This window comes from Parasynechococcus marenigrum WH 8102 (assembly GCF_000195975.1).
Taxonomy (GTDB): Bacteria; Cyanobacteriota; Cyanobacteriia; order PCC-6307; family Cyanobiaceae; genus Parasynechococcus; species Parasynechococcus marisnigri.
Genome location: NC_005070.1, coordinates 1665289 through 1680177, shown reverse-complemented (window position 1 = coordinate 1680177; position 14889 = coordinate 1665289). Strand labels below are relative to the sequence as shown.

Annotated in this window: 15 protein-coding genes; 12 read left to right on the top strand and 3 right to left on the bottom strand. The window is 62.4% G+C overall.

Annotation, left to right across the window (positions count from 1 at the left end; all coding sequences use genetic code 11):
- Window positions 1-60: 60 nt before the first annotated feature.
- The 6 genes from hemH to TX72_RS08785 are packed head-to-tail and all read left to right on the top strand — an operon-like array spanning window position 61 to window position 6630.
- The gene (gene hemH / locus TX72_RS08810; protein ID WP_011128607.1) at window positions 61-1236 is read left to right on the top strand and encodes a ferrochelatase; all 1176 of its coding nucleotides are present in this window, start codon (window positions 61-63) and stop codon (window positions 1234-1236) included.
- Window positions 1237-1292: 56 nt separating this feature from the next.
- Entirely contained in the window at window positions 1293-3146 is a 1854-nt protein-coding gene (gene ilvB, locus TX72_RS08805) for a biosynthetic-type acetolactate synthase large subunit (RefSeq protein WP_011128606.1), read from the top strand.
- Window positions 3128-3496, top strand: coding sequence for a hypothetical protein (locus TX72_RS08800; RefSeq protein WP_011128605.1), 369 nt, complete (start codon window positions 3128-3130; stop codon window positions 3494-3496). Before ilvB ends, TX72_RS08800 begins: the two co-directional genes overlap by 19 nt.
- On the top strand, window positions 3497-3718 hold the full coding sequence (locus tag TX72_RS08795; protein WP_042503752.1) for a GIVxVP protein: 222 nt from the start codon (window positions 3497-3499) through the stop codon (window positions 3716-3718).
- Between the two features lie 31 nt (window positions 3719-3749).
- On the top strand, window positions 3750-4988 hold the full coding sequence (locus tag TX72_RS08790; protein ID WP_011128604.1) for an ABC transporter substrate-binding protein: 1239 nt from the start codon (window positions 3750-3752) through the stop codon (window positions 4986-4988).
- Window positions 4972-6630, top strand: coding sequence for an NAD(P)/FAD-dependent oxidoreductase (locus TX72_RS08785; RefSeq protein WP_011128603.1), 1659 nt, complete (start codon window positions 4972-4974; stop codon window positions 6628-6630). Before TX72_RS08790 ends, TX72_RS08785 begins: the two co-directional genes overlap by 17 nt.
- On the opposite strand, the gene pgeF is transcribed toward TX72_RS08785, so the two are convergent.
- From pgeF to TX72_RS08770, 3 genes are read right to left on the bottom strand one after another with little or no spacing between them, the layout of a single operon-like run.
- Window positions 6594-7424 carry a peptidoglycan editing factor PgeF gene (gene pgeF, locus TX72_RS08780; protein WP_011128602.1) on the bottom strand — a complete coding sequence of 277 codons (831 nt, stop codon included), beginning with the start codon at window positions 7422-7424 and terminating at the stop codon, window positions 6594-6596. The two genes, TX72_RS08785 and pgeF, sit on opposite strands and share 37 nt — an antisense overlap.
- A gap of 7 nt (window positions 7425-7431) precedes the next feature.
- A complete protein-coding gene (locus TX72_RS08775; protein ID WP_011128601.1) occupies window positions 7432-8313 on the bottom strand; it encodes a Tab2/Atab2 family RNA-binding protein in 882 nt (293 codons plus the stop codon).
- On the bottom strand, window positions 8310-9530 hold the full coding sequence (locus TX72_RS08770) for a S1 RNA-binding domain-containing protein (protein WP_011128600.1): 1221 nt from the start codon (window positions 9528-9530) through the stop codon (window positions 8310-8312). Before TX72_RS08770 ends, TX72_RS08775 begins: the two co-directional genes overlap by 4 nt.
- A gap of 71 nt (window positions 9531-9601) precedes the next feature.
- On the opposite strand from TX72_RS08770, the gene TX72_RS08765 reads away from it, so the two are divergent.
- The 6 genes from TX72_RS08765 to folE all read left to right on the top strand — a co-directional run bounded on the left by TX72_RS08765 (window position 9602) and on the right by folE (window position 14887).
- Window positions 9602-10432: a creatininase family protein gene (locus TX72_RS08765; RefSeq protein ID WP_011128599.1), complete on the top strand. Its 831-nt coding sequence runs from the start codon at window positions 9602-9604 to the stop codon at window positions 10430-10432.
- A 77-nt stretch (window positions 10433-10509) separates the two neighbouring features.
- Window positions 10510-11229: an aldehyde oxygenase (deformylating) gene (locus TX72_RS08760; protein WP_011128598.1), complete on the top strand. Its 720-nt coding sequence runs from the start codon at window positions 10510-10512 to the stop codon at window positions 11227-11229.
- A 113-nt stretch (window positions 11230-11342) separates the two neighbouring features.
- A complete protein-coding gene (locus TX72_RS08755) occupies window positions 11343-12383 on the top strand; it encodes a long-chain acyl-[acyl-carrier-protein] reductase (RefSeq protein WP_011128597.1) in 1041 nt (346 codons plus the stop codon).
- Between the two features lie 10 nt (window positions 12384-12393).
- A complete protein-coding gene (locus TX72_RS08750; RefSeq protein WP_011128596.1) occupies window positions 12394-13383 on the top strand; it encodes an acetyl-CoA carboxylase carboxyltransferase subunit alpha in 990 nt (329 codons plus the stop codon).
- Window positions 13384-13407: 24 nt separating this feature from the next.
- A complete protein-coding gene (locus tag TX72_RS08745; protein WP_011128595.1) occupies window positions 13408-14115 on the top strand; it encodes an SDR family oxidoreductase in 708 nt (235 codons plus the stop codon).
- Between the two features lie 10 nt (window positions 14116-14125).
- Window positions 14126-14887 (top strand): GTP cyclohydrolase I, encoded by a 762-nt coding sequence (folE, locus tag TX72_RS08740; RefSeq protein ID WP_011128594.1) that lies wholly within the window; start codon window positions 14126-14128, stop codon window positions 14885-14887.
- Window positions 14888-14889: the final 2 nt, after the last annotated feature.

The window sequence follows — 14889 nt, the reverse complement described above, 5'->3', positions numbered from 1 at the left end:
AGCGCCCAAGATGACGTTGACGCGGGTTACGCTCAAGCCCCTGATTTCACGGTTGTTGGCATGTCCCGCGTCGGCGTCGTCCTGCTGAATCTGGGGGGACCCGAACGCATTCAGGATGTCGGACCGTTTCTCTACAACCTGTTTGCTGATCCGGAGATCATCCGGCTACCGAGCCCAGCGCTGCAAAAGCCCCTGGCCTGGTTGATCAGCACCCTTCGCAGCGGTAAATCCCAGGAGGCCTATCGCTCCATCGGCGGCGGATCACCACTGCGCCGCATCACCGAACAGCAGGCCCGGGAACTGCAGAGTCTGCTGCGGCAGCGTGGACTAGATGCCACCACCTACGTCGCGATGCGGTACTGGCATCCATTCACGGAGTCCGCCGTGGCTGATATGAAGGCGGATGGCATGGATGAAGTGGTGGTGCTGCCGCTCTATCCCCACTTCTCCATCAGCACCAGCGGTTCCAGCTTCAGGGAACTACAGCGGCTACGTCAGGGCGATGCAGCCTTCGAACAGCTTCCGATCCGCTGCATCCGCAGTTGGTTTGACCACCCCGGCTACATCAAGGCGATGGCTGAGCTGATCGCCGAAGAGGTGCGCAATAGCGACGACCCGGAAAAGGCTCATGTCTTTTTCAGTGCCCATGGCGTGCCCAAGAGCTACGTGGAGGAAGCCGGCGATCCATATCAGCAGCAGATCGAGGCCTGCACCGATCTGATCATGAAATCCCTGGCGGAACACATGGGCCATTCCAACCCCCACACCCTCGCGTATCAGAGCCGAGTGGGTCCTGTGGAATGGCTGAAGCCCTACACCGAGGAGGCGCTCGAGCAACTGGGGGAGGCCAAGACCAACGATCTAGTGGTGGTGCCCATCAGCTTTGTCAGCGAGCACATCGAAACCCTCGAGGAGATCGACATCGAATACCGGGAGCTGGCCACCGAAGCCGGTGTGGTCAATTTCCGCAGGGTGCGTGCCCTTGATACCTACCCTCCCTTCATCGAGGGGTTGGCGGATCTGGTGACCACCAGCCTGGAGGGGCCTGAAGTGAGCCTCGACGCAGCGGCAGAACTGCCCACCAAAGTGAAGCTCTACCCCCAGGAAAAGTGGGAATGGGGTTGGAATAACAGTTCCGAGGTCTGGAACGGACGCCTGGCCATGCTCGGTTTTTCCGCGTTTCTGTTGGAGCTGATCAGTGGCCATGGCCCGCTGCACGCCCTCGGTTTGCTCTGAGTAAGCCAGGGGAGCTGCAGGCCCTTAACCTTGAGGGTCATTCCTGACCAGTTGCCGTGACCCTTACTTCCGCCTCAACGGTTGTCGGTGGACTGGATGCCAATGCACCGCAGACCATCAGCGGCGCTGCGGCGTTGATGGATGCGCTGCGGCGCCACGGGGTGGACACGATCTTCGGTTACCCAGGTGGGGCGATCCTGCCGATTTACGACGCCCTGCACATCGCTGAGAGCGAAGGCTGGGTGAAACACATCCTGGTGCGCCACGAGCAGGCCGGCACCCATGCCGCTGATGCTTACGCCAGGGCCACCGGCAAGGTTGGTGTCTGCTTCGGCACCTCAGGTCCAGGCGCCACCAATCTGGTGACGGGCATCGCCACAGCCCAGATGGACTCTGTGCCGATGGTGGTGATCACCGGACAGGTTCCCCGCCCGGCCATCGGCACCGATGCCTTTCAGGAAACCGATATTTTCGGTATCACCCTGCCGATCGTGAAGCATTCCTGGGTGGTGCGCGACCCTGCTGACCTGGGTTCGATCGTGGCCCAGGCGTTTCTGATCGCCGCCAGCGGTCGCCCCGGCCCCGTGCTGATCGACATCCCCAAGGATGTGGGGCAGGAACAGTTCAACTACGTGCCGGTGGAACCCGGTTCCGTCATCCCTGGCGGTTTCCATCAGCCCGAACCTCCGCTCGATGCTGCGGTGGCAGCGGCACTGGATCTGATCGAGCAGGCCCAACGACCGCTGCTGTACGTGGGTGGCGGGGCGATCTCTGCCTGTGCCCACGACAGCCTGCGGATGCTGGCCGAGCGTTATCAGCTCCCGGTCACCACCACCTTGATGGGAAAAGGTGCCTTTGATGAGAACGATGCTCTCTCGGTGGGCATGCTCGGTATGCATGGCACCGCCTACGCCAACTTCGCCGTCACCGAATGCGACCTGTTGATCGCCGTCGGTGCACGGTTTGATGACCGCGTCACCGGCAAGCTGGACACCTTCGCCCCCCGGGCCCGGGTGGTGCACTTCGAGATCGATCCGGCGGAGATCGGTAAAAACCGCAAGGCTGATGTTGCCGTGCTCGGTGATCTCGGCCTGAGCCTGGCGCGGATGGTGGAGATCAGCCTGCAACGCACGGCGGAACCCCGCACTGCAGCCTGGCTGGAGCGCATCAACACCTGGAAGGATCGTTATCCCCTCACGATTCCGCCAGCGGAAGGGGCGATCTACCCCCAGGAGGTACTGCTGGCGGTGAGGGATCTGGCCCCCGACGCAATCGTCACCACGGACGTTGGTCAGCATCAGATGTGGGCTGCGCAGCACCTGCGCAACGGGCCCAGGGGCTGGATCAGTAGCGCTGGTCTCGGGACGATGGGCTTCGGGATGCCGGCTGCCATGGGGGCTCAGGTGGCCATGCCGGATCGGCAGGTGGTGTGCATTGCCGGTGATGCCAGCATCCTGATGAACATCCAGGAACTCGGAACCCTGGCCGCCTATGGCCTGCCGGTGAAGGTGGTGATCGTCAACAACCACTGGCAAGGCATGGTGCGTCAGTGGCAGGAAAGCTTCTACGACGAGCGCTATTCCGCCTCCGACATGCTCAATGGCATGCCTGATTTCATCGCCCTGGCCCGTTCCTTCGGCGTGGATGGCGTCAAGATCACCGACCGTGAGTTGCTGCACCGCGACCTCGCTGCAGCCCTGCAATCACCAACCCCGACGATGATTGATGTGCACGTGCGGCGGGGAGAGAACTGCTACCCGATGGTCCCGCCGGGCAAGAGCAATGCACAGATGGTGGGTCTCCCCTCGCATCCGGAGCTGGCGATGGGCACCACCCGCACCTGCAGCTCCTGTGGCGCTATCACTGCCCATGAACATCGCTTCTGTCCGCAGTGCGGCGCCTCCTTGTGATCACCCGCTTGCTGGCGTTGTTGCTGGTTGCCGTCGTTGCTGTTTCACCGGCAGCGGCGGCCGAAGTGCTGCAGGTACGTACCGCGTCGCTGTTGCAGGTGGGTGATGGCAACCGCACCTACACGGTTCAGCTGGCCTGCATCAATGTTGAGCCTGAAGGGGAATCAGCCGCCGTGGATTGGTTGAGGCAGGAGCTGCCCCGCCGCAGGCGGGTCAATCTCCGCCCGGTGGGACGCAACGATGGCCAGTTGCTGGCCAGGGTCACCCCCATCGGTGATGAGCTGGATCTCAGCGCTGGTCTGGTGACCGCTGGCCTGGCGGCTGACAGCTGCCCCACGGAGCCAGCCTGAATGGCCGATAACCGCATTGCACGAGGCATCGTTCTGGTGCCCTGTCTCCTGCTTGGAGGTGCTTTTCTGGCCACGGCCGTGTGGGGACAGGGCGCTGCGGCCGATAACCGCGGTCTGGCCACAGCCATCGGTGTTGCGCTGCTTGTTGGTGGCCTGTTGTCCCAGGTGCCATCGTCCGACGATCAGGTGACAAAACCGGACGACGCAGACCGTTCTCCCTAGGTTGACGCGATCGGGTTGACGGTCCCGTTTCATGTCGAGCTCGGCACCGCGTTCCTGGTGCGCCTGGTCTTGTGTTGTCGCTGCGGCCATTGGCTGCCAGGCCATGGTCTCCAGTGCCTTACCGCGGCAGCGGCTTGTGGTGATGCTGCCGTCCTCCTCGGGTGACGCCACCCTGCGCGACCGCTTTCTGCAGGGCTACGCCGTTGGTGAAGCGACGGTGAGGGCCTGCGACCATCCGGTGCCCGCGGTCCGCTGGATAGCGCTCCGGCCTGATCAATCTCCGCTGGAGCAACTGCCGCTTGTCAGCGATCAGCATCTTGTGGTGGCGCCACCCTCCGCTGACCTGCGCGCCTTCAGTGACCTGTCTCAGCAGCACGGCCTCAGTGTTCTGCTCCCTTATCAGCGCGGTGAGTCGATTGACACCCTCCGAGGTTTGAAGGGGCGAGACAAGCTCTGGCCATTGGTCCCCTCGATTCAGGAGGACGTCAAGGCCACGGTGGAAGCCACCCTCAAGGCCGGTTGGGACAGGGCCATGGTGGTGGCGGATCCGAGTGCGTTGGAGGCCACCCTGTCGATGGCCTTCGTCGATCACTACGAGGCATCCGGCGGTCTGGTGGAGAGCTACGAACCCACCCCGGTGCAGCAGGTGGATCCAACGGATGGTCAACGGCTTGATCGTTTACGCAAGGACATGACCTGGTCATGGGTCGGCACGGTGGTGGTGGCCGATCAACCCGACGGGCCTCTGGCCACCCGCCTGCGGCGGGAGCAGCGTGATGGTGCATTCGGTGGTGGCGCTCCCTGGACGCCCAACTGGGTGTATCTGTCCGATTCGTCCACGCTGCGGGATCTGCCGCAGGTGCCCTGGCAGCAACTCGGTTTGGAACATCCGGCCCGTGGTGAGGATTGGTTGGCCTTTGCCGAGGCGTTCAATCGCCGCTGGGGGCATACCCCAGACCTGCTCGCCGCAGCGGGCTACGACACGGCGCGGGTGCTGGCGCTGGTCGAAGCGGCGCCGCTGCCGATGTCGGATGAGGGTCTCCCGGATCCGATGGGTTGGGTCAGTCCTGATCAGGACGCGGTCGATCTCTGCTCCGCCCTGCGTCAGCGACAGCGGGGCGAGTCGCTGCGGCTGAAGGCGGCGGCCAGTGATTTCCGTTTGCGCGGTGGCATGACGCCGTCGGGTCAGGCCGCTGCAGGGCTGCTCATGGAGACGCCATCTGATCCAATGAAGGCAGATGGCAAGCGGGCTGATGCTGCGACTGGCTGAGCTGAAGCTGCCGCTGGATCACACCGAGGAGGAGCTCACGCAGGCCGTACTGCGTCGTTTGAAGATTCCGCCAGATCAATTGCTGGAGCAGCGACTGGTCAAGCGCAGCATCGATGCCCGCCGCCGTGATCGCATCCAGCTGATTTACAGCGTTGATGTGCTGGTCCGCCATGAGCAGGCGTTGATGAAGCGCCGCCGGCCCGGTCTCCCGCTGAAACAGGCACCGGATACCCGCTACCGGATGGTGGCGCAGGCGCCGCCGGGCCTGGAGGCACGCCCCGTGGTGGTTGGTGCCGGCCCCTGTGGCTATTTCGCTGCGTTGCTGCTGGCGCAAATGGGGTTTAAGCCCTTGCTGCTGGAGCGTGGGCAGCCGGTGAAGCAACGGACCCAGCAGACCTTCGCCTTCTGGCGGGGGCAGCAGGCCCTTGATCCGGAATCCAATGCCCAGTTCGGGGAGGGGGGGGCCGGTACCTTTTCCGACGGCAAGCTCTACAGCCAGGTGAGCGATCCCGAGCACTACGGACGCAAGGTGCTTAAGGAGTTGGTGGCTTGCGGTGCTAACGCCGAAATCCTCACGGTGCATCGGCCGCATATCGGCACCTTCAAGTTGGCCACCGTGGTGCGTGGCCTGCGTTCGCGCATCGAAGCCTTGGGGGGTGAGGTGCGCTTTGGTTGCCGGGTGGACCGCCTGTTGCTCGAGCCCAGCGGCGGCGAGAAGCCCTTCAGCTTGAAGGCGCTTCTGCTGGCCGATGGTCAGCAACTGCCCTGCCGTCACCTCGTGCTGGCGCCCGGTCATTCGGCCCGGGACTGTTTCGCCATGCTCGATCAGGTGGGGGTGCAGTTGGAGCGCAAACCGTTTTCGGTTGGTGTGCGGATCGAGCACCCGCAACCCTTGATCGATCAGGCCCGCTGGGGAGCGATGGCGGGTCATCCGCGGCTTGGCGCGGCGGAATACAAGCTTGTTCATCACGCCAGCAATGGCCGCTGCGTCTACAGCTTCTGCATGTGTCCTGGCGGTTTTGTGGTGGGGGCCACCTCGGAGGAGGGGCGGGTGGTGACCAACGGCATGAGCCAGCACTCCCGCAATGAGCGCAATGCCAACAGCGGCTTGGTGGTGACCCTCGAACCCGAGGATCTGCAGCCCTACGAACGGCATCCGGGTGATCCCCTGGCGGGGATTGCGCTGCAGCGGGATCTGGAGCAGCGGGCCTTCCGCAGTGGGGGTGGGACCTATGCCGCCCCGGCGCAACGTCTGGAGGATTTTCTGGCCGGTTGCCCGTCCACAACGCTGGGCACGATTGCAGCGTCGTATCAGCCCGGCATCACGCCGACAGACCTGGCTCCGGTGCTGCCGGAACCGATCCTCAATGCCCTGCGCGAAGCACTGCCGCAGTTTGCCCGCCGTTTACGGGGCTATGACCATCCCGATGCCGTGCTCACGGCGGTGGAAACCCGGACGTCGTCTCCCGTGCGCATCCCCAGAGATGGCCAGCTTGAGTCGCTCAACACCCGTGGTCTGATTCCAGCCGGTGAAGGAGCGGGCTATGCCGGAGGCATCCTTTCGGCTGGCATTGACGGGATCCGGGCGGCGGAAGCGATGGCCGCTCAGCTGCTGGCGGCTTCGTCCAAGTCAGCGACCTGACTTATAATCACGCTCCACTGCACCGCTTTCACCTGATCCCGCCGCCAGGAGTGAAACAGCTCCGGTTCGCTGACGGTGCAGAGCGGGCAGTGGCTGATCTGTGCTGATGTCAAACCGATGCGCTGCAACTGCAGGGCCGCGGCGCGGCGGATGTCCAGCCGATGGCGCTGCGGTTCTGAATCCGGCAGCAACGCCCCGGCGTCTTCAAGTGCTGATTTGGCATCAGTGCGGATGTCGAGCCCCTGGGCGATGGCCGCCACCACCTCAGGGCCCACTTGGTAGTTCGCCCCGCTCACCGCTGGCCCCAGGGCCACCATAAGATCGTCTCGCCGTGCACCGCGTTGCTCCAGAAGTCGCACGGCCTCCGGCAAGATCCCCGCGGCCACCCCACGCCAGCCGGCATGACAGGCCGCGGCATGGCCGGTGCCGCGATCGGCGATCAGAACCGGCGTGCAGTCGGCACCGCAGACCCAGAGGCTCTGGCTGCCGCTATCACTCACCAGGCCGTCGGCCTCGGGCCAGGGCTCCTGACGGGCTTCGCTGGCCTTCAGAACGTTTCCACTGTGGATCTGCTGGAGACGATGGACGCTGATTCCAGCACTGATGTAACCGGCCAGTTCGTCGGGGCCTCGACCCTGCCAGCGGCGCGTGAAGAACCCGTGTTCAAAGCCTGCAGCGTCGAGACCATCGCATTGCAGGTAATAGCCGCCGTAGCAGCCAATCCAGGTCCAGCCCTGCAGGGTGTTGAAGCTGTTGTCCGGTCGATCGAAAGGATCGTGGCCTTCCATCGGCATGGCTGGCCTAGAGGGTGGCGATGTCACGCATCATCCAGAAGCCCGCGAAGGCTTGCTCCTCGGGGCTGGTTTGGATCGCGATGAATTGAAGCCCTTTGCCGCGTTCTTTGGATTGCGCCAGCTCCCCAGCGATGGCCTCAGCCGCCGCTGAATCCAGATCACTTACTAACCAACGGTCGTCCTGCCCTGCTTCGAGCACGAGCTGACGACCCTCCACCAGCAGCCGCACGGGCTCAAGACCCCCCAGCCAGCCGGCCACCGCCAGGGCGCGGCTGTTGCTGAACAGACGCAGCCCCGGCACCGGCTGGTTGCTGTCCAGGCCGGCAGGGAGGGGCAGCAGGCCGCTGAAGCTGGTGGGCCAGTCCGACGCGTCACCCAGAAGATCCGCCGGCAGGGATGCCCAGGACCAGGCATCGCCCTGCACCTCTTCAGGCAGCGGCACCGGCGGGGTAGCGACAGGTGCGGGCGGTGGGGCCAGAGGGCCTGCCATGAAGCCTTCCTCCTGGGGATAGACCTCTTGCTCGCGGTGTTGCAACCACTCCAGCAGCGCATAGGTGCGGCGGCTGGCGATCATTTCCAGATCCAGCTCAGTGGCAGCCCGCTGAACCATCGTTCGCATGGAGCTGCGCCAGCAGCGCAGGCGTCGGGGTGCTGGCCAGCCTGCCTCCAGCGCGCATTGCCGGGCTTCGCCGAGGGCAGCCGATAACCAGAGGGAATTGACCTCCCCCGATGGGCAGCATTTGGAAAAACGGAAGGGGATCTCTGTTGCATCTGCCGCGGGGGTCGCGGTGACCAGCAGCTCCCAGCGTTTGCGCCCGTCGGCTTCAAGAATCGGCCTGGAATAGAAATCCAGTTCCCAGTCGGCGCCGACCGTTTGCGTGGCGTTCATCCGGCGTCCTGTTCCCGTTGTTTGAGCATGCTCTGGGCGCGGCTGGCCCGATCACTGGCCTCTGCCATCACCTTGTCTTTTTCAATCAGCAATTCGCCGGGAGGACCCTCCAGCAGCGCAGTATTCAATCCGATGCGGCCACGGCCAGGATCCAGCTCCGTGATCAGCGCTTGAACACGGTCGCCCTGATCGAACACTTCGCGGATGGACCGCAGGCTGCCATTGGTGATGGAGGACTGGTGCAGCAGGCCGCTAATACCCCCCAAGTCGATGAACAACCCATAGGGCTTCACCGCGGCAACCACGCCCTCTACCAACTGGCCAACCTCCAGTTCCTGGAAACGGGCAGCCACCGCAGCACGTTTCTGCGACAGCACCAGCTTGCGGGTTTCCGAGTTGACCTCGATGAAGGCCACCCCGAGGGTCTTGCCCACTAGCTCCTGGTGGTTGTCGCCCTCCTGCAGCTGGGATCGGGGAATGAACCCCCGCAGGCCCTCGAGATCGCAGGTCACACCGCCACGGTTGAACCCGTTGACGATCACCTGCACCACCTTGCCGTGTTTCTCGAGTTCCTTGACCTTGTCCCAGCTCTTGCGCAGTTCGAGGGCCCTGCAGCTGATGGTGACCATGCCATCGGCGTTCTGTTCGCGGGTGACCAGCACCTCGACCTGCAGTCCTTTGGGGAACCGCTCACCAAGGTTGGTGATCACCCCCAGGCCGGCCTCGCTTTTGGGCATGAATCCCGGCGCTTTGCCGCCGATATCCACGTAGATCCCATCGCTTTCAAGCCCGATCACGGTGCCTTGCACCACATCTCCCGTGGTGCCCACGGGAGCGTTCTCATCCAGGGCGGCCAGGAAGGCTTCTTCGTCGAAGTCGAAGTCGTCAACGCTGCGGGGTTTGTTGTCGTCCTGGCGGCGGGGTGCCTTATCAGGGGATCCCATCAGATCCGCCATGGTCATCCCCTCCATGGCACCCATGTCGAAGCGATCGTCATCGGCCTCGGCCGCTCGGGGTGGACCCGTTAATCCCGCCCGCTCCTCCAGCAGGCGTGCCTTTTCGGCTGCTGCTTCGGCTGCCGCGCGAGCTTCTGCGGCCTCGCGTTGCAGCTGTTCCTGCTCCTCCTTGCGGTTGATCTTCATCACCTGGAGCGGTGGGGTCGCAGCCGCTCGCGGTGCCTTGGGGCGATTGGGCTGCGAACTGCCAGCTGCGGCCATGAACAGGAGGTCGTCGATCGACCATTCTGACAGGGAGGGACAGGTCTGGGAACGATGCAACACGAGTTTCGATGACGGGCCATCGGCGTCGCTTTGACCAGCTCGCCTGGCCTGAGATCCAGGAGAGGGCCCATGGCGATGGATCAACTTTGATCTGGCCGTTTGGTGCCTGTGAGCAGCACGGTCCCCATCTCCCCCTTGTCACCGATGCCCTGTTTGCTGAACGGATTGCTGAAGCCGTTCTGGCAGAGCTCAATCCTGAACTGCCGATCTGGAGATTGCCGACCCAGGTCATCGGCTTTTCACCGGAACACCAATCATTTCCAGGCACTCTCAGTTTGTCCTCGGACCTGCTGATCGCCTTGGTCGTGCAACTGGGCGAGCAGCTGGCTGGCATGGGATGGCGTCGCCTGGTGCTGTTCAACGCCCACGGTGGGCAGATCGCCTTGCTGCAGGTCGCGGCCCGGGAGCTGCGGCAACGCTGTCCGGCGATGGCTGTGCTGCCTTGTTTCCTCTGGAGTGGAGTGGAAGGGCTCGCTGATCTGCTCCCTGCAGATGAGTTGGAGAATGGTCTGCACGCCGGTTTGGCGGAGACATCATTGATGCTGCATCAGGCCCCTGAACTGGTCGGTGATCAGCGCCCGAAAGACGGTTTGCCTGGTGTAGACGGCTGTCCTGTTCCCCCCAGCGGTTGGAGTTTGGAAGGGGCCGCTCCTTCGGCCTGGTTGATGCAGGATCTCAGTCGCAGCGGTGTGATTGGAGACAGCGGTGCTGCTTCAGCTGAGCTTGGACAGGCCTTGGAACAGCGCCTGGTGGTGCATTGGACCGCGCGATTCCAGGCGTTGTTGACAAGCGACTGGCCAGCGGTTGAAAAGGCTGCCGACAGGACCTCTGCGTCCTGAACTGAGAACGCTTCCCTTACCAAGATTGTGGGGTCCTGGTTATTCTCAGTCGCACTGAAAGTGGTGGACCACGTCCTATGACGACCCTCAACGCACCCGAGGCAGCTGTGGTGGAGGGCCTGGACGCGCTGCCTGATTTCACTACTGAGGCTTACAAGGATGCCTACAGCCGCATCAACGCCATCGTGATCGAGGGCGAGCAGGAAGCCCACGACAATTACATCTCCCTCGGCAGCTTGATCCCTGATCAGAAGGACGAACTGGCGAAGCTGGCGCGGATGGAAATGAAGCACATGAAAGGCTTCACCTCCTGCGGCCGCAACCTGGGGGTCGAGGCGGACATGGTGTTCGCCAAGAAATTCTTCGAGCCCCTGCACGGGAACTTCCAGGCCGCATTGAAGGAGGGCAAAGTGGTGACCTGCCTGCTGATCCAGGCCCTGCTGATCGAAGCCTTTGCGATTTCGGCTTATCACATCTACATCCCCGTAGCCGATCCCTTTGCTCGCAAGATCACAGAGGGTGTGGTGAAGGACGAATACACCCATCTGAATTACGGCCAGGAATGGCTCAAGGCCAATTTTGAAGCCAGCAAGGATGAGCTGTTCGAGGCCAACAAAGCCAACCTCCCCTTGATCCGCTCAATGCTGGAAGAGGTTGCGTCCGATGCTGCAGTGCTGCACATGGAGAAGGAAGACCTGATCGAAGATTTCCTCATCGCCTATCAGGAAGCTCTCGGGGAGATCGGATTCACCTCCAGAGACATTGCCCGGATGGCTGCTGCAGCCCTTGCGGTCTGAGGTCAATCAGACCCCTTCCGCCGGTTTGTCCACAGGAACCTGATCTGAATCCTGCCGTGCCGTGGGAGCATGGACGATCGGGTCGTCATTAGCGGCGTGTTTAGAGCGGGTGCATGTTTGGTCTGATCGGGCATTCAACGAGCTTCGATGCAGCCCGTCGCAAAGCGATGGAACTGGGTTTCGATCACATCGCTGATGGAGATCTCGATGTGTGGTGCAGCGCACCACCGCAGCTGGTGGAACACGTGGAGATCTCCAGTCCCACTGGGACCACGATCAAAGGTGCCTACATCGATTCCTGTTTCGTTCCGGAAATGCTGAGCCGGTTCAAAACGGCGCGGCGCAAGGTTCTGAATGCCATGGAGCTGGCGCAGAAGAAGGGGATCAATATCACCGCCCTCGGTGGCTTCACCTCGATCATTTTTGAGAATTTCAACCTGCTGCAGCACCAGACGGTGCGCAGCACAACGCTGGAGTGGCAGCGCTTCACAACCGGCAACACCCACACCGCCTGGGTGATCTGCCGTCAGGTGGAGAACAACGCACCAACACTCGGCATCGACCTGAAAACCGCCAAGGTGGCTGTGGTGGGTGCCACTGGAGACATCGGCAGTGCCGTGTGCCGTTGGCTGTCAGCGCGCACCGGTGTTGGAGAGCTGTTGCTGGTAGCCCGCCAGCAGCAGCCGTTGCTGGACCTTCAGGCGCAGATCGGCGGCGGACGAATCCTCACCCTGGATGAGGCCCTGCCCGAGGCGGATGTGGTGGTGTGGGTGGCGAGCATGCCGCGCACCCTGGAGATCGATCAGGCCAGCTTGCGCAAGCCCTGCCTGATGATCGACGGCGGCTATCCGAAAAACCTCGACACCAAAGTTGCCGGTGGCGGCATTCATGTCCTCAAAGGAGGAATCGTTGAGTTCTGCAAGGACATCGGCTGGACGATGATGCAAATCGCCGAAATGGAGAAGCCACAACGGCAGATGTTTGCCTGCTTCGCTGAGGCCATGCTGCTGGAGTTCGAGCGCTGTCATACGAATTTCAGCTGGGGGCGAAACAACATCACCCTGGAGAAGATGGACTTCATCGGAGCTGCTTCGGTGCGCCATGGTTTTTCCACGCTGAACCTCAACCCCTCTGCCCAGGCCGCCGCCGCCTGATACCAACGCCATGCCTCGCCGCCCCCTACTCGAATTCGAGAAGCCTCTGGTGGAGCTGGAGCAGCAGATCGAACAGATCCGCCAGCTCGCCAGGGATTCCGAGGTGGATGTCAGTCAGCAGCTCCATCAGCTGGAGTCTCTGGCGGCACGCCGTCGTCAGGAGATTTTCCAGGGGCTAACGCCGGCCCAGAAGATCCAGGTGGCCCGTCACCCCCATCGTCCCAGCACCCTGGATTTCATCCAGATGTTCTGTGACGACTGGATTGAATTGCATGGTGATCGACGCGGCAACGATGATCAGGCCCTGGTGGGCGGTGTTGGGCGTCTCGGTGATCAGCCGGTGCTGTTGATCGGCCATCAGAAGGGACGCGACACCAAGGAGAACGTTGCCCGGAACTTCGGCATGGCCACCCCAGGGGGGTATCGCAAGGCTATGCGTCTGATGGAGCATGCCGATCGATTCCGACTACCGATCCTGAGTTTTATCGACACTCCGGGGGCCTATGCAGGGCTGCAGGCGGAGGAGCAGGGGCAGGGTGAAGCCATCGCCGTCAATCTGCGCGAGATGTTCCGGCTGCGGGTCCCTGTGATCGCCACAGTGATCGGTGAGGGTGGTTCCGGCGGAGCCCTTGGTATCGGCGTAGCCGACCGCTTGCTGATGTTCGAGCACAGCGTCTACACCGTGGCCAGTCCTGAAGCGTGTGCCTCGATCCTCTGGCGGGATGCGGCCAAGGCACCTGATGCGGCCACGGCGCTGCGCATCACCGGTGTCGACCTCTTGGAGCTCGGTGTGGTGGATGAGGTTCTTGAGGAGCCGTCCGGCGGAAACAACTGGGCCCCTCTGGAGGCAGGTCAGACCCTGCGGGCTGCACTGGAGCGGCATCTCGGTGAGCTGTTGGCCCTGTCGGAACGTGAGTTAAAAGAGGGTCGTTATCGAAAATTCCGTGCGATGGGGCGCTTTGTTGAAGGAAATTCACAGAATCCTGGCAAAATCGATTAATCTGTCACGGTTTGCAAACAGCGCTTGCCAACGGCTCTGATTACGGGTGCAAGTCGTGGCATTGGCCGCCGAACTGCTGAACTGTTAGCCCGCAAGGGTTGGGATCTCAAGATTGTTGCCCGCAGTGGCGATCAACTTGAGCAATTGGCGGCTGAATTGCTGCCGATGGGTATTCAGGTGGATGTCCGCTCCATTGACCTGACCGATCCCCACGCCATTCAGCCAGCGCTGACAGGCCTTCTGGAGCAGGGCTCTCCTCCTGCGGTGTTGATCAACAACGCAGGTGCTGCTTATAAGGGAGATTTGCTGGCCATGCCGTTGGAGCGTTGGCAGTGGTTGATGCAGCTGAATGTCACCAGCGTCATGCAGGTTTGTGCGGCCGTGGTTCCTGCCATGCGCGCTACTGGAGGTTTGGTAATCAACGTCAACAGCCACGCCGCTCGCAATGCCTTCCCGCAATGGGGGGCGTATTGCGTCAGCAAAGCGGCTCTGGCCAGCTTCACCCGTTGTCTGGCGGAAGAGGAGCGAGCCCATGGAATCCGCGCCTGCACCCTCACCCTCGGTGCCGTTAACACCCCCCTGTGGGACACGGAAACCGTACAAAGCGATTTCGATCGTCGTGCCATGCTCTCCGTCGACCAGGCAGCGGAGGCTTTGGTGAACCTGGCCGAACAACCCGTCAACCAGGTGATCGAAGATTTAACCCTCATGCCGGCTGCCGGCGCCTTCTGAACGAATAGCCATGACCACCACCGTCCCTTTCGTGACCAACGGCGCCAGCAATGGCATCTCCAACGGCAACGGCCAGCCTCGTCTTAGTGCCGAGGTGTCGAGCCGGATCCGCGAGCGGCTTCAGGCCGCAGGGGTGTCGTTCCTCGCCAACGACAATATTGCTGAGCACATCGAACCCGGTGAACTGAGAGCGCTGGAGGTTGAGGTTGCGGACAAAGTCCGCGACCTGTTGCGCACGTTGGTGATCGATATCGACAACGATCACAACACCCATGAAACCGCCGAGCGTGTGGCTCGGATGTATCTCCATGAGGTGTTCAAAGGCCGCTACCACCACCAACCGAAGGTGGCCAGTTTCCCCAACGTCAAGAAGCTGGATGAGATCTACACCGTTGGCCCGATCACGGTGCGTTCGGCCTGTTCTCATCACCTGGTGCCCATCATGGGCAATTGCTGGATCGGCATCAAACCCGGTGTCCGGGTGATCGGACTGTCCAAGTTCACGCGCGTGGCGGACTGGGTCTTCTCACGCCCCCACATCCAGGAAGAGGCGGTGATGATCCTGGCCGATGAGATCGAAAAGCTCTGTGAGCCCCAGGGTCTCGGCATCATCATCAAGGCCCAGCACTACTGCATGAAGTGGCGCGGTGTGAAAGAGCCGCAAACCAGCATGGTGAATTCCGTGGTGCGGGGCGATTTCCGCCACGACCCGAGCCTGAAGCAGGAATTCTTCGAACTGGTGCGTCAGCAGGAGGCGCTGCTCAGCACCTGATC

What these genes read in the sequence shown, in the direction of transcription:
- hemH (WP_011128607.1), top strand. Translation starts at nt 61, where the DNA reads ATGTCCCGCGTCGGCGTCGTCCTGCTGAATCTGGGGGGACCCGAACGC.
- TX72_RS08795 (WP_042503752.1), top strand. Translation starts at nt 3,497, where the DNA reads ATGGCCGATAACCGCATTGCACGAGGCATCGTTCTGGTGCCCTGTCTC.
- TX72_RS08790 (WP_011128604.1), top strand. Translation starts at nt 3,750, where the DNA reads ATGTCGAGCTCGGCACCGCGTTCCTGGTGCGCCTGGTCTTGTGTTGTC.
- TX72_RS08785 (WP_011128603.1), top strand. Translation starts at nt 4,972, where the DNA reads ATGCTGCGACTGGCTGAGCTGAAGCTGCCGCTGGATCACACCGAGGAG.
- pgeF (WP_011128602.1), bottom strand. Translation starts at nt 7,424, where the DNA reads ATGCCGATGGAAGGCCACGATCCTTTCGATCGACCGGACAACAGCTTC.
- TX72_RS08775 (WP_011128601.1), bottom strand. Translation starts at nt 8,313, where the DNA reads ATGAACGCCACGCAAACGGTCGGCGCCGACTGGGAACTGGATTTCTAT.
- TX72_RS08770 (WP_011128600.1), bottom strand. Translation starts at nt 9,530, where the DNA reads ATGGCCGCAGCTGGCAGTTCGCAGCCCAATCGCCCCAAGGCACCGCGA.
- TX72_RS08765 (WP_011128599.1), top strand. Translation starts at nt 9,602, where the DNA reads ATGACGGGCCATCGGCGTCGCTTTGACCAGCTCGCCTGGCCTGAGATC.
- TX72_RS08760 (WP_011128598.1), top strand. Translation starts at nt 10,510, where the DNA reads ATGACGACCCTCAACGCACCCGAGGCAGCTGTGGTGGAGGGCCTGGAC.
- TX72_RS08755 (WP_011128597.1), top strand. Translation starts at nt 11,343, where the DNA reads ATGTTTGGTCTGATCGGGCATTCAACGAGCTTCGATGCAGCCCGTCGC.
- TX72_RS08750 (WP_011128596.1), top strand. Translation starts at nt 12,394, where the DNA reads ATGCCTCGCCGCCCCCTACTCGAATTCGAGAAGCCTCTGGTGGAGCTG.
- folE (WP_011128594.1), top strand. Translation starts at nt 14,126, where the DNA reads ATGACCACCACCGTCCCTTTCGTGACCAACGGCGCCAGCAATGGCATC.